The sequence below is a fragment of the Acidobacteriota bacterium genome (assembly GCA_035529075.1).
GTDB lineage: Bacteria > Zixibacteria > MSB-5A5 > GN15 > FEB-12 > DATKXK01.
Genome location: DATKXK010000011.1, coordinates 133641 through 153083, shown reverse-complemented (window position 1 = coordinate 153083; position 19443 = coordinate 133641). Strand labels below are relative to the sequence as shown.

At 60.9% G+C, this 19443-nt stretch carries 20 protein-coding genes; 17 read left to right on the top strand and 3 right to left on the bottom strand.

All coding sequences use genetic code 11. The annotated features are described in order from the left end of the window. Positions 1-11: 11 nt before the first annotated feature. Positions 12-1118: a hypothetical protein gene (locus VMY05_06270; protein ID HUV30672.1), complete on the bottom strand. Its 1107-nt coding sequence runs from the start codon at positions 1116-1118 to the stop codon at positions 12-14. Positions 1119-1493: 375 nt separating this feature from the next. Between VMY05_06270 and VMY05_06265 the strand changes: the two genes are divergently transcribed. The 15 genes from VMY05_06265 (at position 1494) to rplS (ending at position 17148) form a co-directional block, all read left to right on the top strand. After that, positions 1494-2213, top strand: coding sequence for an endonuclease V (locus VMY05_06265; GenBank protein HUV30671.1), 720 nt, complete (start codon positions 1494-1496; stop codon positions 2211-2213). A gap of 25 nt (positions 2214-2238) precedes the next feature. After that, positions 2239-3441 (top strand): amidohydrolase, encoded by a 1203-nt coding sequence (locus VMY05_06260; protein ID HUV30670.1) that lies wholly within the window; start codon positions 2239-2241, stop codon positions 3439-3441. Then, positions 3438-4910: a hypothetical protein gene (locus VMY05_06255; GenBank protein HUV30669.1), complete on the top strand. Its 1473-nt coding sequence runs from the start codon at positions 3438-3440 to the stop codon at positions 4908-4910. The genes VMY05_06260 and VMY05_06255 overlap by 4 nt, the downstream gene beginning before the upstream one ends. Positions 4911-5014: 104 nt before the next feature. Further along, positions 5015-5950 carry a CdaR family protein gene (locus VMY05_06250; GenBank protein HUV30668.1) on the top strand — a complete coding sequence of 312 codons (936 nt, stop codon included), beginning with the start codon at positions 5015-5017 and terminating at the stop codon, positions 5948-5950. After that, on the top strand, positions 5931-6932 hold the full coding sequence (gene tsaD, locus VMY05_06245; GenBank protein ID HUV30667.1) for a tRNA (adenosine(37)-N6)-threonylcarbamoyltransferase complex transferase subunit TsaD: 1002 nt from the start codon (positions 5931-5933) through the stop codon (positions 6930-6932). The genes VMY05_06250 and tsaD overlap by 20 nt, the downstream gene beginning before the upstream one ends. A gap of 105 nt (positions 6933-7037) precedes the next feature. Further along, positions 7038-9542 carry a TIGR03960 family B12-binding radical SAM protein gene (locus tag VMY05_06240; protein HUV30666.1) on the top strand — a complete coding sequence of 835 codons (2505 nt, stop codon included), beginning with the start codon at positions 7038-7040 and terminating at the stop codon, positions 9540-9542. A gap of 6 nt (positions 9543-9548) precedes the next feature. Next, positions 9549-10916 (top strand): 16S rRNA (cytosine(967)-C(5))-methyltransferase RsmB, encoded by a 1368-nt coding sequence (gene rsmB / locus VMY05_06235; GenBank protein ID HUV30665.1) that lies wholly within the window; start codon positions 9549-9551, stop codon positions 10914-10916. 100 nt (positions 10917-11016) lie between these two features. Then, positions 11017-11826, top strand: a complete 810-nt coding sequence (locus VMY05_06230) for a PASTA domain-containing protein (protein HUV30664.1) — start codon at positions 11017-11019, stop codon at positions 11824-11826. A gap of 205 nt (positions 11827-12031) precedes the next feature. Further along, positions 12032-12901 carry a prolyl oligopeptidase family serine peptidase gene (locus VMY05_06225; protein ID HUV30663.1) on the top strand — a complete coding sequence of 290 codons (870 nt, stop codon included), beginning with the start codon at positions 12032-12034 and terminating at the stop codon, positions 12899-12901. 250 nt (positions 12902-13151) lie between these two features. Next, the gene (gene ffh, locus VMY05_06220; protein HUV30662.1) at positions 13152-14474 is read left to right on the top strand and encodes a signal recognition particle protein; all 1323 of its coding nucleotides are present in this window, start codon (positions 13152-13154) and stop codon (positions 14472-14474) included. A 27-nt stretch (positions 14475-14501) separates the two neighbouring features. Continuing rightward, positions 14502-15089 carry a 30S ribosomal protein S16 gene (rpsP, locus tag VMY05_06215; protein HUV30661.1) on the top strand — a complete coding sequence of 196 codons (588 nt, stop codon included), beginning with the start codon at positions 14502-14504 and terminating at the stop codon, positions 15087-15089. A 104-nt stretch (positions 15090-15193) separates the two neighbouring features. Further along, positions 15194-15415 carry a KH domain-containing protein gene (locus VMY05_06210; GenBank protein ID HUV30660.1) on the top strand — a complete coding sequence of 74 codons (222 nt, stop codon included), beginning with the start codon at positions 15194-15196 and terminating at the stop codon, positions 15413-15415. Next, on the top strand, positions 15416-15940 hold the full coding sequence (gene rimM, locus VMY05_06205; GenBank protein ID HUV30659.1) for a ribosome maturation factor RimM: 525 nt from the start codon (positions 15416-15418) through the stop codon (positions 15938-15940). After that, a complete protein-coding gene (gene trmD, locus VMY05_06200; protein HUV30658.1) occupies positions 15937-16719 on the top strand; it encodes a tRNA (guanosine(37)-N1)-methyltransferase TrmD in 783 nt (260 codons plus the stop codon). Before rimM ends, trmD begins: the two co-directional genes overlap by 4 nt. Before the next feature lie 18 nt (positions 16720-16737). After that, on the top strand, positions 16738-17148 hold the full coding sequence (gene rplS, locus VMY05_06195; GenBank protein ID HUV30657.1) for a 50S ribosomal protein L19: 411 nt from the start codon (positions 16738-16740) through the stop codon (positions 17146-17148). A gap of 111 nt (positions 17149-17259) precedes the next feature. On the opposite strand, the gene VMY05_06190 is transcribed toward rplS, so the two are convergent. Further along, the gene (locus VMY05_06190; protein ID HUV30656.1) at positions 17260-17838 is read right to left on the bottom strand and encodes an RsmD family RNA methyltransferase; all 579 of its coding nucleotides are present in this window, start codon (positions 17836-17838) and stop codon (positions 17260-17262) included. Between the two features lie 148 nt (positions 17839-17986). On the opposite strand from VMY05_06190, the gene VMY05_06185 reads away from it, so the two are divergent. Together VMY05_06185 and VMY05_06180 are read left to right on the top strand one after the other, a co-directional pair. After that, a complete protein-coding gene (locus VMY05_06185) occupies positions 17987-18643 on the top strand; it encodes a ribonuclease HII (GenBank protein ID HUV30655.1) in 657 nt (218 codons plus the stop codon). After that, positions 18624-19010, top strand: coding sequence for a YraN family protein (locus tag VMY05_06180; GenBank protein ID HUV30654.1), 387 nt, complete (start codon positions 18624-18626; stop codon positions 19008-19010). The genes VMY05_06185 and VMY05_06180 overlap by 20 nt, the downstream gene beginning before the upstream one ends. Positions 19011-19031: 21 nt before the next feature. On the opposite strand, the gene VMY05_06175 is transcribed toward VMY05_06180, so the two are convergent. Further along, the gene (locus tag VMY05_06175) at positions 19032-19433 is read right to left on the bottom strand and encodes a hypothetical protein (GenBank protein HUV30653.1); all 402 of its coding nucleotides are present in this window, start codon (positions 19431-19433) and stop codon (positions 19032-19034) included. Positions 19434-19443: the final 10 nt, after the last annotated feature.

Here is a 19443-nt window from a genome sequence, read left to right as displayed (position 1 = left end):
GCGAGGTTTCGTCACCTTACGTATATTGACGATATACCGAACTCCCGTTCCAGCATTGCAGCTTCATCCCTGTGCAGGCACAGCAGCACCATCCGATCGGCGGGAATCCCTTCCAGCGAGAAATCTCCGCGGTGACGGAACTCCTTCTCTGACCGCCAGTCCGTGACCCGGCCCACCGACTGCTGCAACCAGAGGGGGGACTCGGAAGATTCGGCCTCTGATTGCTTCGAACAATAGCGGACGGGTCGTGCTCCTCGTCGCTCCGCCCAGGCACAGTCAATACCCAGGCCGTAGGGTTCAAAAGACATCTCGGCATAGCGAGACCGCCAGCGCATGAGAGGGACGGTTTCGTCCGGCGACAGTGCCGAAAACGACACCGTCGGCTCGCCGCCCGGCATGTGGCGCCCGGAAGCGATAATGCGTTTAGTGCGCAGTATCCGCCGCAGGGTCGCCAGGGCGCCGCGAGGCCATTCATCGGACGTAATAACGTCGCGGTAGAACTCGATCTGACGCTCGTCCGGCCAGGCGTGACTCACGCCCCGAGTCCAGTGGTACAGGTATTGTCCCTCGGACCGAATCGCGCCGGACCACGTGCAGTCCGGCGGCAGTCGGTAGGCCAGCGCTGATCCCCGTGGCTGGTACGGGACCTGAAAATCTGAGACGACCGGCTTCCCGCTCGCCGCGATGAATGTATACATGTGTCCGCCGTGGCGCACCGATACCGGAACCAGCAGGTCGGCACCCTCGATGACGGCTTCGTCTCGAATCCGCAACACGGCCTCTTTGGTCGCGCAGCCTGCAACAGGCTCCACCGGCACGAAATCCGTCGCCTGCGGCGAAAGGTCGAAGTCGTACAGTATCCGTTGGCGGCGATGCACGAACCGGTTTGGTTCGGAGGAAGTCACGAAGATGCGCACCGGGATGTGCTCCATCGAAGCAAGCGCCGTGAGCAGGTCCCACGTCTGCATACCGACGGAGGTATGGAGCAAACAGCCCTTCTCCTTGACGTAGCGGACGGCCTCAGCCACCCGGCAAACCCACTGCGACCGCCCGGTCGGCCGCAGGGCCTGGCGGGACAAAAGAACGGCCGCAGACCTGTCACGGCTGGTTGGCGGCATACGTTACCTCGAAGACTGCCACGGGATTGAGCCCCACCGGGATCACTTCCTGCACAAGGCCGCCGGCCCGCACGGCAATATTTACGCAGAGTCGACAAGCCCCTTTCAGTGCCCCCATGGTAGCCAATAAGCGCCGCGACGGCACTCTCTTTTTTCACTTTTTCAGGGCTTCAACACGTCGCGGGGATCAGAGGCGGGCTGCAAACTTGACAAACGATCAGCAACGTGCGTACTTACAGGGTAATACCTGTTCCGCTGGCGATCTTCAAAAGTTCGGGTACAAGGAACCACGCGCGGCAGAACATACTGACACCTCGGGCTTACGGACGCGGCCGTTCTGTTCACTCCGGTTATCTGATCGCAACGGATTCACTTATGGAACTATCGTATCAGCATCCGTGGCCGGCGACCAAGCCTGAGGCCTATGCGCACCAGGACCAGGCTACTCGAACGGTTCTGATCCAGGAAGACACCGAGGAACCGTCTCTGATCGCCGCCGTCGACACGGCGTACGGTTATGCCAGCAGGTTCATCTATGCAGCAGCCGTGGTGATGACGTTTCCGGACCTTCAGGAAATTGAACGCAGCTATGCCCAGATGCCGGTATCGTTCCCGTACTACCCGGGGCTTTTTTACTTCCGGGAGGGGCCGGTCATCATCAGGGCGCTGGCCGACCTGGACACCGACGCCGACCTGATTCTGGTCAGCGCCCACGGGATCGCTCACCCGAGACGGTGCGGCATGGCCTGCCATATCGGGATCGCCTTCGACAAACCCACCATCGGCTGTGCTCGCAGGCTGCTGGCAGGCCACCAGAAGCCGGTCGACACAGCCCGAGGTGCCTGGCAGCCGATCACCTTCCGCGGCAGCGAGGTGGGCGTTGTGTATCGAAGCAAGGACAATGTAAAGCCGATTTTCGTCTCTCCCGGACACCGTTGCGACATAACCTTTGCCCGGGAGATCGTGGTGCGCTGCCTGAGAGGTTTCCGCCTCCCGGAACCCCTGCGCGTGGCGCACCTCCTGGCCAACAAGCATAAGCACTACAACGAAACGGACCGCCATCACCGGCAACCCCAGGAGATCGAGCAACTATAACCCTCTGGCGTGTAGAAGAAACGAGATGAGCCTGAACACGGATCACATCAACGAGGTCAGGGCGGCCGCCAGGCGACTGCACCGAAAACAGGTCACCTGGCGAAGGCACCTGCACATGCACCCCGAACTTTCCTTCGAGGAATTCGAAACCACGAAGTTTCTCAAGCGGGAAATCAGGAAGATCGGCTTGAGGGTCCTTCCGCTCAAGATGAAGACGGGCGTACTGGCGGAACTGTCAGGCCGCGGTTCGGGTCCGACTGTGGCCATTCGCGCTGACATCGATGCTCTGCCGGTTCATGAACAAACAGGGTTGTCCTTCAGGTCACGGGTCAGGGATCGCATGCATGCCTGCGGACATGACGTACATACGGCGACGGCACTCGGAGCGGCGGCGCTACTGAGCCAAATGCGTGACCGGCTGAACGGCAACGTGCGCTTTATCTTTCAGCCGGCCGAAGAGCAGCCGCCCGGCGGGGCGCTTGCGATGATCGAAAACGGCGCCCTGAAAGGCGTTTCCACGATACTCGGCGCGCACGTCGACCCCGACCTGCCGACCGGAAAGATATCCCTGCGTGACGGCGTGTGCATGGGAGCGGTGTACGATTTTGACCTGATCATCCACGGTCGCGGCGGTCATGCCGCGCGGCCGCACACGGCGGTGGACGCCCTGGTCGCCGCGGCGGAAGTGGTCGGCTCGCTGCAAACGGTAGTCTCGCGCAAAATCGACCCCATCGCGCCCGCCGTGATCACGTTCGGCCAGGTCGAAGGCGGCCGGGCAAGAAACACGATCCCCGACAGGGTTCGGCTGGTCGGGACGGCGCGCACTCTTTCCGAAGAACTGTACCGCAAAGTCCCGTCCCTGATCAAACGCACGGCGTCCGGCATTTGTCGGGCTCACGGTGCCACGTGCGAACTGAAGCCCGTCGCCGACTACCCCGTGCTCAGGAACGACCCCGGCACCAACCGCCTGTACGAAAGGAATTACCGGGCGCTTTTCGGAGACGGAAAGATCGTTCAGACCGATCTCGTTTTGGGCGGCGAGGATTTCGCCCGCTACCTTCAGAAGGTCCCGGGGGCCATGTTCCGCCTCGGTATCAGGAACCGAAAGATAGGGGCCGACAAACCCTGGCATTCGCCCGAGTTCATGGCCGATGAGGACGCTCTCGTGTACGGCACGTCGCTGTTCGCCGCCTTCGTGCTCGACCTGTTGGGGAAGCAAGTCGCATGATTCGCCGCATCTTTTTCATCCTGCCGGCCGCGGTGTTGCTCCTCATCGTATCGGACGCTCGCGGCATTCGCCCGAAGGACCAGGCGGTCACGTGGGCCGACTTTAACTACATCAGCTCCGTGGCCAGTTCCATGACGCACGTCTACTTCGCAACGCCCGGCGGCATTATCCGGTACAACAAGCTCGAGAGCCGATGGGAATTGCCGCTGACCGGCGCTGAGGGCATGGAGAACGAACAACCCGCCCGCGTCTGGGTGGAGCACTTCGACGACTATCTTTACGTTCGGACCGGCTCCGGGCTGTACGAGTACAACCGGCTGTTCGACCGCTGGTACCCTATCAACGAGTTGCCTGATATCGAGTCGGACAACGAACACATTGCCACTCCGCAGGACCTCATCCCGTCGACCAGTCTCAACTTCGTCGAGTCCCAGAGCGTTGTCGATCCGTACAACAGAACGTACCCCATCGTCGACGTCCTCGACGACCAGAGCGGCGACCTCTGGATCGGCACCTGGGGGTACGGCGCCGGAGTGGCCGGCAGCTCGGCCCGTCTGCTGGAACTGCTGCCCTACGGCCTGGTGCAAAACCAGGTGAACACGCTCTATCGCGACGACAGCCTCCTGTGGATTGCCGGCTGGATGGGTAACAGCTATCGCACCGGCCTGACGGCGTTCAACGTCAACGACAACTCGTTTGCCTACCTGGAATCGGGCGTGCAGGGATCGTTCCCCGCATCCGACATTTACTGCCTCGAAGGGGACAGCGTCGCCCTCTACATCGGGACGGCCGACGGCCTGTACGTTGCAGACCTGCAACGATGGCAGGTTGTCGAACGTTTCGGCCGGCGCCAGGGCCTTTCCGACTTCGAGATCCTGGCCCTGGAGAAGCGGCACGACTCGCTGTTTGTCGGCACCGGACGCGGACTGGACCTGATTGACCTTGCCACGGACTCGATCGGCCACGTCTACGCGAACCAGTTCGGGGGCCGCCTGATATACGATCTGGAGGTGATCGGCGATTTTCTGTGGATCGGCTCCGATATCGGCGCCTACCGGCTGTCGCTGGTTGAGGGGAACCTGCAGCGGTTTGATGATCCTCACGGCGTCCTGTTTGCCCGGGTCTACGACATCGAATCGTATGGGAACAAGGTCTGGTTCGCCTCTGACGACGGGCTGCTGAGCCTGGATATGAGCAGCGGCGAGACGGTTCCTTTCCGAGACTTCACCCGACGGGCCGGGGGTCGGGCCCTCGCCGTCAACGACAGAATCGCGGCCGCCGCCTCTGACAGAGGGATGACGCTGATCTTTCTGGACCGCCGGGACCGGTTCAGCAGGGAGTTTACGACTGACGACGGCCTGGCTTCGAGCACCGTCAATGCCCTTCTCCTTGACGGCGACTACATATGGGTCGGGACCGATCTCGGTCTGACCCGATTCTTCTGGAACAATCCCGATCGCATCGACTGACCGGCTGGCACTTTAATGGTTGATTGACCGCGGTCCATTTCGTAGACTATGCGCGTACCATCGAACCCGTGTGTCGAGACCAAACTACAGCGGGTACGTAGACTATGCGCCTGCTTGACAATTTCTGGCTCAAACTGATTGCCCTGCTCATGGGCTTTCTCGTGTGGTTGCACGTGGCCACCGAGAAGACGTACAATTATGAGTTGAAGCTGCCGGTGAACGGGGTCATCCTCAAGGATTCCCTTACCCTGTTGCGTGAGCCCCCGGATTCGCTGCTGGTCGCAGTCTCGGCCAACGGCAAGAAACTGCTCAGGGAAAAGTGGCGCGAGCGCGGCGTCCGGATCAACGCCACCGGGTTTCCGGCGGGCCGCTACAACATCACTCTCACGCCCGCCAACACCTTTCTGGTCAGCCCCTCCGGAGACATCTCGCTGGACGAGGTCGTCCTGCCGAGAGAGATCCAGTTGCACATCGATCATCTGGAAGAAGTCAGTCTGCCGGTGACCCCTGACATCACCGCGCAAGCCGACGACGGCTTCGCCATCAGCCGGATTTACGTCTCTTCCCCGGAGAACGTGACACTCAGCGGCCCGCGAACGACCCTGGGGCGCTTCACGAGCGTCTTTACGGAGAAAAAGCAGCTGACGTCCCTTCGCAACAGCATTTCGTTAACCATGGCCGTGATGTCCCCGCCCGGGCACGGGTACACCGTACGCCCCGACTCGGTCACGCTCGAGATCGAGGTCGTCCCCGTCAAGACCAGGGTGTACAGTGCTCTGCCCATCGTGGTCTACAATGCCCCGCCGGGGCAGGCCGTTCTGACGGATCCGGCCACCGTGGACATCGAACTTACCGGCCCGCCCGAAGACATCGACCTTCTCAATCGTAACGCCCTGACCGTTTCCGTCGATTTCCGTCGTCTTGACGCCGCCGGCTACACCGCCGTTAAGATTGACTGCCCGTCCAATTTCCGGGTGAAAAAGTCCTCCATCGACTCCACCCGGGTAATCCTGGGACAGGATGCTGACACTCGGGATTGAAACGTCCTGCGATGAGACCTCGGCGGCTGTCGTGCGTGACGGCCGCGAGGTCCTCTCCAACGTGATCCTCTCCCAGATGGTCCACTCAAAGTACGGCGGTGTCGTCCCGGAGGTCGCGAGCCGCGAACACATCAAGACTATCGTGCCGACGTTCCAGGAAGCGCTCCGGGAAGCCGGCGTGACGCTGGACGACGTGGACCTCGTTGCCGCCACCCAGGGACCGGGGCTGGTGGGTCCGCTGCTGGTCGGGCTGACTTTTGCCAAGGGACTGGCGTACGCGCGTGACCTCCCGTTTGTCCCGGTCAACCACCTCGAGGGCCACATCTCCGCGAATATCCTGGAGCATCGCGACCTCGATCAGCACCACCTGACCCTCGTCGTTTCCGGCGGCCACACGCTGCTGGTAGAGGTGATCGAGTTCGGGCAGTACAATATCCTCGGCCGCACGCGGGACGACGCCGCGGGCGAGGCGTTTGACAAAGTGGCGAAACTGATGGGACTCGGCTACCCCGGCGGCGCCGAGATCGACCGCCTGGCCGCGGACGGCGACCCGGGCTACCATCGCTTTCCCCGCGCCCTGCGACACGAGGACTACCAGTTTTCATATTCCGGCCTGAAAACGGCCGTGGCTCTCTACCTCGGTCGCATCGGCAAGGAAGAATTCGAACTTCACCTCTCTGACATCGCCGCCTCGTTTCAGGAGGCGGTGGTCGAGGTGCTCGTGGAGAAAGCAGTCCGGGCATCCGTTGAAAAGGCGGTGCGGCACGTTACGATCTCCGGCGGCGTGGCGGCCAACAGCCGGCTCAGGCAAATGCTGGCTGAGAGACTGGCCCCCGGCCGCAGGCTCTTTTATCCGTCGCTCGAGCTGTGCACGGACAATGCGGCCATGATCGCCGCCGCGGGCTATTACCGATACAAGAAGGTCGGTCCGGGCGAACTGATCGCCAACGCCGTTCCCTACCTGTCTCTCGAACAGGCCTGAAAGCCCACCCCAAACTGCTCACTTACGCCTTGCAAGGGAACGCAAAATCGTGTATCTATGGGACCGGGAAAGGTCTGCCTTGTAACCGTAGCACGTGATTCCCAGATGAGAGACCTGCTGGAAAGAAAGCTGTTTCCCTACGTCATCAAGCCCGGCCGATACGCCGGCGGTGAACCGGGCCGGATTGTAAAGAATCCCCAGGGCAGGGTAAACTACGTACACGCGTACCCGGACAAGTACGAGCTCGGGATGTCCTACGTGGGGCTGCAATCACTCTACCACGTCGTCAACAGTGACGATCGTTTCCTCTGCGAGCGCGTTTTCGCGGTCGACCGGGACGCCGAAGAGATCATGCGGCGCGAGAATATACCCCTTTTCTCGCTGGAATCGTCCCGGCCGGTAAGCCGGTTCGACGCCATCGGGTTCACGGTGGTGGATGAAACGGTCTACACCAACATTCTGGCCATGCTGGACCTTGCGGGCATTGCCCTGAGAGCTCGGGACCGCACCGACGATCAGCCGCTGGTCATGGCTGGCGGGCCGGCCGTTTACAACCCCGAACCGCTCGCACCGTTTGTCGACGTCTTTTTCATCGGTGACGCTGAAGAAGGCCTGCCGGAGATACTCGGCATCCTTGGCGATATGCGGGGGGCTTCCCGCGCGGAGAAGCTGGAGGCGCTTTGCCGGGCGGTCGAATCGGTTTACATACCGGCATTTTACGACGACAACCGGGTACCGCTGACGGAGTTTGCACCGGCCGAGATCAGGGCGCGCCTCGTCCCGCAACTGAAACCCGCCTATTACCCGGCCAGGCCGCTGGTGCCGCTTATCGAGACCGCGCACACTCATCTCGGTGTCGAGATCATGCGCGGCTGTCCGCAGGGCTGCCGCTTCTGCATGGCCGGGACCATCTACCGCCCCGTACGCCTCAGGTCCGGGCAGGACATCGTACACCAGGTCGACACGCAGTTGCAGCACACCGGCTACGGCGAGGTCTCCCTGCTTTCCCTGTCAAGCTCCGACTTCCCGGACATCGAGCCGCTGGCTGCCACGCTGGCCCAGCAGCTTGAGCCCCGACAGGTCTCGCTGGTTCTGCCGTCCCTTCGACCGGATTCCGTCACGCCGACGCTGCTCGACTCAATCGGTCGGTTCCGCAAGGGAGGACTGACGCTCGCCCCGGAGGCGGGTACGGAACGACTCCGCACGTTTATCCGGAAAAACATTTCGGATGCCGCGATCTATGATTCGATACGGCTGGCCTTCCAGAAGGGCTTCTCGAAGATAAAGTTGTACTTCATGATCGGCCTGCCGACCGAGACCGAGGACGACCTGCGGGGGATCGTGAATATGTGCCGCACCATTCACGGGATCAGCCGCGAATACGAAGGCAAAACGACCATCAACGTGACCCTGTCGCCGTTCGTGCCGAAACCACACACCCCGTTCCAGTGGGACGAAATCGTCCCCGAGAACGTCATTTATGACAAGGTCAGGTTCATCAAAACGCACACCCGGCTGGGACAGGTTCATTTCCGATACCACAGCACCCCCTTGGCAATGCTGGTGGGAATCCTGGGCCGTGGAGACAGGCGCATGGCCGACGTCGTCGAAAGCGCCTTCCGCAATGGCTGCCGTTTCGACAGCTGGAGCGAAGACTTTGACTTTGAGGCATGGAAAAGAGCTTTCGAGACGCAGAAGATCGATCTCGGCGAACACCACGGGGCCATTCCCTTTTCCCAAAACCTCCCGTGGTCACATATCCGCAAAGGCCCCTCGGTCGAACACCTCAGGGCGGAACGGGAGCGGACGTCGGCGCAGATAGGTCAGTACACCGGCCCGCTCACAGCGGCGCACGAACCGGGCGAGGAGGCTTCCGGCGAAAGAACGTTCGGTCGGGTCAAGAGGAAACTGGCCGGGCGTAACCAGGCTGCGCCGACGAAAAACCGCGTACGCATACGCTGGGGCAAGACGGCGCGTTACCGCTTCATGTCGCACCGTGACAACCTGCGGATGATAGAGAGGACGATCCGTCGCGCCGGGCTTCCCGTAGCTTACAGCCTCGGTTACAACCCGACGATGAAGCTGTCGTTCGGGCCGCCGCTGCCGCTCGGGTTTACTTCCAGCGCCGAGTACGTCGATATCACGCTGAAAGCCAACCTGATGCCGTACATGATCGAGCTGCTCACGAAGGCCCTGCCGGAGGAGATCGAACTGCACGAGGCTAAAGCGGTTCTCGCAAAAACGGCCTCACTGTCGTCGGCCCTGAACCGCGTCGTCTACACGCTGCCGCTGGATGCCTGGCAGGACGTGACCGCCCTGCGTGCCGCCGTTGTGAACGTCATGGACACCGAGTCACTCGAAGTTACACGAAGCGGCAAGGAGGAAACCAGGCAGGTCGACGTTCGTCCGGCGATATTCGAACTCTCCGTCGGGGAACGGCAACTGAGCATGGTCCTCGGCCTTGGCGAGGGCGGGTACACCCGGCCGGACGAGGTCATGGAGTTTCTGACCGACGGCCTGAAAACGGATATCGCCGCACTTGCCTTCCACCGGTCCGAAGTGTACCGGGTACAGCCGGACGGCAAGAAAATAGACGCGATGGAGATATGATCGGTTATGGCCGCGGGAAATAAGACAGGCTCGACGACTCGGTACGATACGGTTCGTGCGGCCGCCCTGGAGGCGATCATACGCATACAGAACGGCGAACAGACCGACCACGCCGTAAAGTCAGTCATCCAGAGAAGAGGTTTCCGTCCGCTCGACATCCGCTTCCTGCAACAACTTGTCAACGGCACCACCAAGATGCGCCGCCGCCTTGATTTCGAGATGAAGTTCTACCTCGCGCGCCCCTCGCTGGAGTTGCCCATAAACCTGTCGAACATCCTGCGCCTGGGCTTCTACCAGTTATTGTTCACCGATCGCGTCCCTCACGCCGCCGCCGTCTCGGAATCGGTGAACCTGGCCAGGCACTTCGGCGACGAAGCCCAGGCTCGTCTGGTCAACGCCGTCATGCGCGCCAAGCTCCGCGAGCCTGACAAGGTGGTCTACCCGGACAAGAACGAGGACCCGGTCAATTTCCTGGGCAACTACTACAGCTACCCGGACTACTTCGTGCAATACTGCCTGAACGAGTTTGGCCTGGAAGCAACCGAACCGCTGCTGGTCGCGTACAATCGGCCGCCGCGTGTCACCTACCGGGTGAACTTCCTGAAAACCAAGCCGGATGAGGTAGCCAACATTCTGCAGAAGAACAACATCGAATTCTCGTTCGGCAAGTACCTGCCGGAGTTCGTACACATAGAGATGAGCGGGCTGCCGCTGGAGGCCGAACTGATCAGAACCGGCAAGGTTTTTGTGCAGGATGAATCCGCCGGCCTGCCGGTGCGACTGCTGAATCCGAAACCAGGCTCGGAAGTCGCCGACCTGACCGCCGCCCCCGGAGGCAAGTCGACTTATGCAGCCATGCGCATGCGAAACAAAGGACGCGTTACGGCGGTCGATAAATCACGAGCGCGCCTGAAACTCCTGACCGAAAACGCGCGCCGCCTGGGCCTGCGGATCATTGCCCCGGTGGTCTGTGATGTTGCCGATTTCACCGGCGGACCGTTCGACCGCGTGCTGCTTGATCCCCCCTGTTCCGGATGGGGAACCGCCGGAAAACTGGCCGACCTTCGCTGGTCCAAGACGACCGAGGATATCGACAATCTTGTCAAGGTGCAGACAATGATGATCGACCGGGCCGCCCGGCTGGTCAAACCGGGCGGTGTACTGGTGTACTCCACCTGCACCATAATCCGCCGCGAGAACGACCAGATTGTGGAAGAATTACTGCTGCGCAACGACCAGTTCGAAATCGACCCGGCGGGCCAGTTCTTCGACGCCTCGCTGGCCACGGAGCGCGGCTTCGTCAAAACGTATCCCGCCGACAACGGCCTCGACGGCTCTTTTTGCGCCCGACTCAGGCGCAAGCTGAACCCCTGATCTTACGGCCGTGCTGTTAAACCTTGATTTGAGCCGCCTGAGTCCGGAACGTATCCCGACAAGGCCGAACCTATCTGCTGCGGGCTGAGTAAAAACAAGTATGAACCAAATACGTGCCACCAGATTGAGCCACTCGGCTTACCGCCGCCGGGGATGGATGGACAAATGGCTCCCCCCGGGTTCACGTCAGCGGAAAATCGTGCTGACCGTCATCCTGCCCCTGATCGGTCTTCTCCTTGCCGTAATAATAGTCGACAGGATCGTAATGCCGATCGTAACCCGCCAGGGAGCGGAGTTCCCGCTGCCGGACTTCTCCGGCCAGCGGCTGATCGAAGCCCAGATTTCGCTCGATAATCTTGGCCTGGGCTACCAGATCGCCTCGGAAGAATACTCCCCCGGAAAGGCGCACGGGACGGTCCTCAGCCAGTATCCCGTGGCCGGCACCAAGGTCAAGCCGGGACGCGACATCAAGTTCGTTGTCTCGCTGGGTCAGAAGCAGGTCGTCATCCCGAACATGGCCGGCCAGTCTGTCCGGCAGGCCATGCTGGAACTGGAGTCGGCGGGACTGAAACTGGGCGAAATCGCATGGGCCGTTTCCGACACCATCCCCGAAAAGGTGGTCGTTTTCTCTTACCCCTATGCAGGATCCGAAATACCCCTTGGCTCGTACGTCAACCTGATGGTCAACCATGGGCGCGCCTCGGATTTCACCTATATGCCCAACGTGATCGGCCTGACCATAGACGAAGCCCAAAAGCGGCTCGAGGACAAGGCCCTGAAACTCGGTCTTATCAGCTACCGGACGGACGAAAACTACCTTCCCGAGACGGTGCTCGAACAGTCTGAATCGCAGGGCACCGAACTGAACATCGGAACCGAGATTGACCTCGTGGTCAGCTCCACCGAGTAGTGAAACAAGCTTACAGCGGCACTTGTCTCTCTCATGCCCGGCACAGGCCGACGGGCGGATTTTCGTTGACTTCCGGCCCCGGAACCGGTATTGAAACGTGTGACCGGCAGGAGCAGACAGCCGCCGCAGGCCGGCTGTAATTCGCTCGGTTTCCTTGCGCGAAAGGTGATGACAAGGCCGAATCGGCTCCCCCATTGGTATTATCATGACAGATTACGATGGCAAACTGCTGGACCAGCGGCTGGTCGAGCCAAACCGGTTCCATGTAAGCACCATCCAGCGCCTGTATGACGTCCGCCTGACCGAAGACACAATCCTGGAACGGATCACCTACCTGAGTGACGGCTTGAAGATCAGGGGGTACGTGGCCCGGCCCGTCGATCCAGGCGTGTACCCGGTCCTCATCTGGAACCGGGGAGGGGTTCATGACCGCGGCTCGCTGGATGACCTGACCGCCTGGCTGCTGCTGGCGAGCACCGCCGCGTGGGGCTATGTCGTGCTCGCCACCCAGTACCGCGGCAACAAGGGCAGCGAAGGTCAGGAAGACTGGGGCGGCCGCGACGTGCACGACGCGCTGAACCTGATCCGGGTGGCCGAGCAGTACCCCGAGTGCGACGTGGAGCGAATCGGCATCGAAGGCGTCAGCCGGGGAGGCATCACCACCTTCCGCGCCATGACCATCGAGGATCGTTTCAAATGCGCTATCGTCTATGCGGGCATCGCCGACCTGTTCAAACTGTGCAGCAGCGACCGCGAGTTCTGCCGGCTGCTCGACAGGAAGTACGCTCATCTGGAGCCGCAGGAGAAGCGGACGGAAATGGAGAAGATGTCCGTGGTTCACTTCGTCGACCGCCTGCCGAAAAACATACCCATTCTGCTCATGCACGGGACCGCCGATACAGTGGTACCTATCGAGCAGTCCGAGGCGCTGGCGGCGGAGTTGACGCAGCGACAAATACCGCACAAATACGTGGCGATAAAAGGCGGTACGCACGTCACGCTCAAGGACGGCTCTTACAGGCAGATAGACGAGTATCGGCGAGAATGGCTGCAGAAGCACCTGGGACATTCCTGAGCCGAGGGCGGCCGTGCCGCCTCTCCGGCCTGCGTGAAAGCGCCTGCCTGACAGGTACTTGGCCGATGGCGAAGGTGCGGCGGGGGAGTGCGGGAGATGGACAAACCCCTTGCCAATCCGCGGGAATTGCGTATATTGGCTGGTTGCAAGCGAGAGGATATCGATCCTCAAGAGGTCGGGCGCTGCCATTTCGGCCGCGCCTTTGCAGTAAGCGGTTAAAACTGTTTTAGAATCGGGTTCACGCGGCGCGATGTTTTCCAGCCTGTCTGACAAACTGGAACTGGCTTTCAAGAAGATCCGGGGCCACGGCAAGCTCACGGAGAAGAACATCAAGGCTTCCATGCGCGATGTTCGCCAGGCGCTGCTGGAGGCCGACGTCAACTATAAGGTCGCACGTGATTTTGTAAAGGCGGTCGAGCAGGCCGCCACGGGAACGAGTGTCCTGCAATCGATAGATCCCGGGCAGCAGGTCATCAAGATTGTCCACGACGAGCTGGTGAGACTGCTCGGGGGCAAGGCCGAGGCGCTGGCGCCTATCGACAAATCACCCACCGTATACATGATCTGCGGATTGCAGGGGTCGGGCAAGACCACGCTGGCGGGCAAGATCGCGCTGATGGCCAAACGCAAGAACAAGAAGCCTCTGATGGTGGCCGCCGATACCTACCGACCGGCCGCCGTCAAACAGATCCAGGTGCTGGCCGACTCGATACAGGTCCCGCACTTCCATCTCGACGGCAAGACTCCCCCGGTAATCTGCCGCGAGGCCGTGCGCTACGCCGACAAGAACTTCATCGATCTGGTGGTTCTGGATACGGCGGGCCGACTGCACGTCGATGACGAATTGATGAAGGAACTGGAAGAGATCCGGGCGCTCGTCAAACCGGACGAGGTGTTGCTGGTGGCGGATGCCATGACGGGGCAGGACGCCGTCAACGTGGCCCGCGAATTTCACGAACGCCTGGCCCTGACCGGGGTGGTCCTGGCCAAGCTCGACGGTGACGCGCGCGGCGGCGCCGCCCTCTCTATCCGCGAGGTCACCGGCTGCCCCATCAAGCTGGCCTCGGTGGGCGAGAAGCTGGGCGATCTCGAGTTGTTCCACCCGGATCGCATGGCTTCGCGCATTCTCGGCATGGGTGACATTGTCACCTTAGTGGAAAAGGCGCAGGAGACCGTCGACCTCAAGCAGGCGCAGAAGATGCAGGAGAAGATCCTCAAGGCGCAGTTTGACTTCGAGGATTTCCTCGAACAGGTCGGCCAGCTCAAGAAGCTCGGCCCCCTGGAATCGATCATCGGGATGGTTCCGGGAATCGGCCGACAACTCAAAGGGATCAACTTTGACGACCGCGAGATTGAGCGCATGACGGCGATCATCAAATCGATGACCGTTGCAGAGCGGCGCAATCCGAACATCATCGACGGCTCCCGCCGGCAGCGAATTGCGGCGGGGTCAGGCAATTCCGTCCAGGCCGTCAACCAGTTGCTCAAGCAGTTTGCCGCCATGCAGAAAATGATCGGAAATATGAGCAAGAAGAAATTCAAAGGGCTGCCGAAGGATATCATGCCCTTCTGAGCGGCCCGGAGAATGGAGGTTAAGCGATTGGCTGTACATATCAGACTACGCCGGGTCGGCAAAAAAAAGCAACCGTCCTACAGGATCGTTGCCGCCGACTCGCGCCGTGCCCGTGACGGCCGTTTCCTTGAGGCACTCGGCACCTACAGTCCGGTGGACACGCCGGCCAGCGTCATCATCAAGGAGGAGCGGCTGACCAAGTGGCTGGACGAGGGCGCGATACCCTCGGACACGGTCAGTTCCCTTCTCACCCACGTCGGCTTTCTCGAGAAGTACGAGAAATCGAAGCGCGGAATGGACGTATCCGATTTGACCATCAGGTCAACTATCACCGAGCGTCGCAAGAGAACGCGCAAGATAAAGAAGGCAGCGGTGGCGGCCACCGCCGAGGAAAGTCCCAAGGTGACCGCCGAGGAAAGTCCCAAGGCCACCGCCGAGGAAAGTCCCGAGGAGACCGCCGAGGAAAATCCCAAGGTGACCGCCGAGGAAAGTCCCAAGGCCACCGCCGAGGAAAGTCCCGAGGAGACCGCCGAGGAGAGTGCCCAGGAAACCGCCGGGGAAACTGTCGAAAAAACCGACAAGGAAGCGGGCGAGAGCCAGGAATCATCCCAATAGGCGGGAGCACGCCGCAGGTGCCCGTACTGCCCCCGGGAGATTCCGTCGAACACAGATAAACGACCTCACGCAAGACTGCTGGCCTGTTCGAAAGGAAGACGGCAATGAGAGAGTTCGTCGTTAGAGCGCCGGTCGACCACCCGGACAAGATATCTCTCAGTGAAGTCGAGGGTGCCCGTACCACCGTGTACGAACTGCGAGTGGGCGACAGTGACCTTGGGAAGGTGATAGGAAAGCGGGGGCAAACGGCCAAAGCCATAGGCGTGCTGCTCACGGCCGCCGCCGCACGGCAGGGCATGAGAGCAGTTCCGGAAATGCTGGACTAATTGACTGTAGCGAAGCGATATGTATCGGTCGGTCGCCTGGGAAAGACGCGCGGCCTTACCGGCGAGATCTACGTCACGCCGTCGACCGACTTCCCGGACCGGTTTCTGAGTCTGAAGGAGATTTATGTGTCCGACCGCAACGGCTGGGATCGGATGCTGATCAGTTCGACCCGTATGATAGGGGCTCGGCCCGTATTGAAGTTCAGGGATGTCGACACTCCCGAAGACGCCGCCCGGTTGACCAACCGGGAACTGGCAGTCACCGATGATCAGCTGGTGGAGTTGCCGGACGGGACGTACTACGTGTTTGACCTGGTCGGCTGCGCCGTCTGTGAGGCGACCTCCGGCCGGATGCTCGGCGAGGTGATAGACGTGCGGCAGTACCCGGCCAACGACGTGTACGTCATCCGAACCGGCTCGGGCAAGGAGGTGCTCTTTCCGGCGGTCCGGCCGTACATTAAGCGGGTGGACATCGGCGAGAGAAAGATCATGGTCGAGCCGGGCGACCTGTTCGACGAGACATGAGCGGCGACGTATCGATGAAATTCGAAATCGTGACACTTTTCCCGGGTTACTTCAGCACGGTGTTCCGGCAGTCGCTGCTGGGCAAAGCGCTGGAGAAAGGGATCTTTGAAATAACAGTGGTCGACCTTCGCAACTTCGCTACGGACAAACACCGGACGGCCGACGATACACCATATGGCGGCGGGGGCGGGATGGTCCTGAAAGTGGAACCCCTGGACCGGTGCCTGGAGGCTCTCGGCTGGCCGCACAAGGCGGAAAAGAGAGCCACTCCGAGCGGGCACGTCCTCGTGCTTACATCGGCGGCCGGCAAACCGCTCGACCAGGAGACGGCGATCAGGTACTCGTTGTGTGAGAAGTTGACGGTCGTGTGTGGTCATTACCTGGGTGTGGATGAGCGCATCACGCAGTTGTACGAGTTCGAGGAGGTCTCGATCGGCGACTATGTCCTGACCGGCGGAGAGCCGGCGGCCGCCGTGATAGTGGACGCCACGGCCAGGTTGATTCCCAAGGTGCTGGGCAACTTTGAATCGGCCACGGAAGACTCGTACATGAATCAGCGGCTCGGTTACCCCTGTTACACCCGGCCGGCCGAATACCGGGGCCTCAAGGCACCCGAGGTGCTCCTCTCCGGGAATCACACCGAGATCAGGAACTATCGCCGGACGGAGGCCCTTCAGAAATGTCTGACAAACCGCCCCGACCTGCTTGAGAAGGCGGATCTGAACGAAGAAGAGGCAGCGCTTGTTGAACGACTCAGCGAACAAAGGAAAGATGTTTAGCATAGAAAGGATGGTCCCATGCACCGAATATCACAGATCGAAAAGAGCCAGTTGCGGGATGACCTGTCCCCCTTCGGGGCCGGCGATACCGTCCGGGTGCACGTCAGGATCAAAGAAGGAGAGAAAGAGCGGGTCCAGGTTTTCCAGGGGACGGTCATCGGACGCCGTGGCAGCGGCACCGGCGCCACCTTCACCGTCCGCAAAATCTCGCAGGGCATCGGCGTGGAGCGCGTCTTCCCGTTGCACTCGCCGAACGTGGCCAAGGTGGAACGCGTGCGCGCCGGCTCGGTCAGGCGCGGAAAGCTGTACTACCTGAGAAACCTGACCGGCAAATCGGCGCGCATCAAGGAAGAGCTGGCTGACAGTGCGAAAGCAAAGACCGCCGCCAAGGGCGGCAAAAAACCTTCAGAGCCTCAGAGCGGCAAATAGCCGCCGTCACCACCAGATCGCGAATCAAGCACCCGCCGCCGGGTGCTTCTTTGCGCAAGCCGGGACCGACGCCTCAGGCCGCACTTGCCGTTAAAGAACGGCACCCCCCCCTTATGCCGACAGTATGGTAAACGTGGTGTTGCCGTACTTCCGCTGCTGCGCAACGGGGTAGTCTTCAAACCGGAGTTCCCGCGTTTCCGACGTATCATGCTGGCAGACAATCAGCCCCTGTGATCCGGCCAGGCCGCAAGTGCGGATAGCGGCAAGGGTGGGATCGATCAGCCCCTGGTACTGCGGGGGCGCGATCATAATGATATCGAACTTTTGTCCCTGGTCCGCCAGTTCCGGCAGAGCCGACTGCACGTCCCTCTGCAGGCAGCGCAGCCGGTCGGCTACGTGAAATTCATCGGCCTGGCGATTGACAGCCTCAACCAGGGCCGGTTCCCTTTCCACGCCGACGGCGCACGCGGCGCCGCGCGAGACGGCCTCGAACAGGTATGAGCCGGTGCCGCTGAAAAGATCGAGGTACCGTGCCCCGGCAAGGTGCGGAGTCAGGAAATCAAAAATGGATTTGCGCAACCGACTCAGGGGCGGGCGTGTGACGCCGAGGTCGGGCGCCGTGACCCTGCGACCTTTCAGCTCGCCGGCGATCACGATGAACTCAAACTGCCTGGCCCGTTTACGTGACATGTCTGCACGAAATGTGAACAATCATCCGAATCCAAGATAACGGAAGCGACCCCGCTAACAAAACTGTTTTGAACGGTCGATACTATGACCAGTACGATATTCCTGTTGAATCTTCGCGGGAAATGACGTATACATGGTTGGAGGTCACATGAGACGTGACGTGACAGATTCTTCGGACACGCTTCAGACGCTGGATTTCGAGAGGACATTGTACGCGAAAGGGTACGGCGCGATCTGCGGCGTTGATGAATGCGGCCGTGGGCCTCTGGCCGGGCCGGTCGTGGCCGCCGCCGTTATTTTACCCGCAGAGGCAACCATTGAGGGCCTGGACGACTCCAAGAGGCTGACACCGCTGCGCCGTGAACGGGTCTTCGAACAGATCGCCGGCCTGGGACTCGTATGCTCCATCGGCATCATGGATCACGAGTGCGTGGATCGATGGAACATTCACCGCGCGTCTCTCATGGCCATGCGCAAGGCCATTATGGACCTGAAGCAGAACCCCGATTTCGTCATTGTCGACGGCAAGTACTGCATTCCCAACATCTCTCACCAGCAGATTGCCATCGTCGGCGGAGACAGACACTGCCGGTGCGTTTCGGCGGCTTCGATCATTGCCAAGGTCTCCCGGGACAGGATGATGGACCGGTACGAAGCGCTGTTCCCCTCCTACTCGTTCGCCACCCACAAGGGCTACCCGACGCCGGCTCACCTGCGCGAACTGCGAGAACACGGCCCCTGTGAGATTCACCGCAGGACGTACAAGCCGGTCGCGGAACTCGTGAATGTGCACACCCTTCTCTGAAGGCGGCGGCCGCGCCCCGGGGCGGAAAGTCAGCCGGGGGCGGGTCTTCGAGCAGCGGGCCGCCCGGTATTACCAGGACAACGGTTTCGAGATCCTCGAGCGCAACTGGCACGCGGGGCACAAGGAACTTGACCTGATAGTCAGGAAAGCCGACCTGATCGTCTTTGTCGAGGTCAAATCCGGATCCTCACGTCGGTTCGGCCACCCGGCCGAACGCGTCGACGGCCGCAAGATCAGCAACCTGATCGACGCCGCCCGACGGTTTCTCATCGACAGGAACATCGAGCACTGCGATCTGAGGTTTGACGTTGTCACGTTTGTGGATGGTGAACTGGAACACTTTCCGGACGCGTTCAGAGTCGAATGAGCACCGCGTCGGTGAGGGTGGTTATTGGCCGGCGGCTGAGTCCGCCTTCAGGCTCTCCGCTTCCACGCTCAACGAGTCCTCCATCCGGCCAAGCGAATCAGTGACCTCGTTGAGCATTCGCACAAACGAGTGGTATTCCTCCGGGCGATCCCAGTGGCGTTCCAGGTAGGCAAACATCTGCTCGGCCGACAGGCCGTTTGCGGCCAGCACCGAATCCCTGTAGGCCATATACGCTTGTGGGTCGTCACGAAAGCGAGCCGTGGCGATCCAGATGTCCGCCGTTACGAGGGCATACTGGCGGTCCAGGTTCTGTTGTCGCTCAGTTTGCAGCCGTGTAACGAGAACATACCCCTGCCAGATGACGAGCGCCAGAAGCAGCGGCAGTAAGCGCTTGAGCCAGATGAAGTAAGGCCAACTTTTCATTGTATCCAAG

Bases quoted from the DNA above. Each gene is read 5' to 3' on its own strand.
- VMY05_06270 (HUV30672.1), bottom strand. From the start codon at position 1,118: ATGCCGCCAACCAGCCGTGACAGGTCTGCGGCCGTTCTTTTGTCCCGC.
- VMY05_06265 (HUV30671.1), top strand. From the start codon at position 1,494: ATGGAACTATCGTATCAGCATCCGTGGCCGGCGACCAAGCCTGAGGCC.
- VMY05_06260 (HUV30670.1), top strand. From the start codon at position 2,239: ATGAGCCTGAACACGGATCACATCAACGAGGTCAGGGCGGCCGCCAGG.
- VMY05_06255 (HUV30669.1), top strand. From the start codon at position 3,438: ATGATTCGCCGCATCTTTTTCATCCTGCCGGCCGCGGTGTTGCTCCTC.
- VMY05_06250 (HUV30668.1), top strand. From the start codon at position 5,015: ATGCGCCTGCTTGACAATTTCTGGCTCAAACTGATTGCCCTGCTCATG.
- tsaD (HUV30667.1), top strand. From the start codon at position 5,931: ATGCTGACACTCGGGATTGAAACGTCCTGCGATGAGACCTCGGCGGCT.
- VMY05_06240 (HUV30666.1), top strand. From the start codon at position 7,038: ATGAGAGACCTGCTGGAAAGAAAGCTGTTTCCCTACGTCATCAAGCCC.
- rsmB (HUV30665.1), top strand. From the start codon at position 9,549: ATGGCCGCGGGAAATAAGACAGGCTCGACGACTCGGTACGATACGGTT.
- VMY05_06230 (HUV30664.1), top strand. From the start codon at position 11,017: ATGAACCAAATACGTGCCACCAGATTGAGCCACTCGGCTTACCGCCGC.
- VMY05_06225 (HUV30663.1), top strand. From the start codon at position 12,032: ATGACAGATTACGATGGCAAACTGCTGGACCAGCGGCTGGTCGAGCCA.
- ffh (HUV30662.1), top strand. From the start codon at position 13,152: ATGTTTTCCAGCCTGTCTGACAAACTGGAACTGGCTTTCAAGAAGATC.
- VMY05_06210 (HUV30660.1), top strand. From the start codon at position 15,194: ATGAGAGAGTTCGTCGTTAGAGCGCCGGTCGACCACCCGGACAAGATA.
- trmD (HUV30658.1), top strand. From the start codon at position 15,937: ATGAGCGGCGACGTATCGATGAAATTCGAAATCGTGACACTTTTCCCG.
- rplS (HUV30657.1), top strand. From the start codon at position 16,738: ATGCACCGAATATCACAGATCGAAAAGAGCCAGTTGCGGGATGACCTG.
- VMY05_06190 (HUV30656.1), bottom strand. From the start codon at position 17,838: ATGTCACGTAAACGGGCCAGGCAGTTTGAGTTCATCGTGATCGCCGGC.
- VMY05_06185 (HUV30655.1), top strand. From the start codon at position 17,987: ATGAGACGTGACGTGACAGATTCTTCGGACACGCTTCAGACGCTGGAT.
- VMY05_06180 (HUV30654.1), top strand. From the start codon at position 18,624: ATGTGCACACCCTTCTCTGAAGGCGGCGGCCGCGCCCCGGGGCGGAAA.
- VMY05_06175 (HUV30653.1), bottom strand. From the start codon at position 19,433: ATGAAAAGTTGGCCTTACTTCATCTGGCTCAAGCGCTTACTGCCGCTG.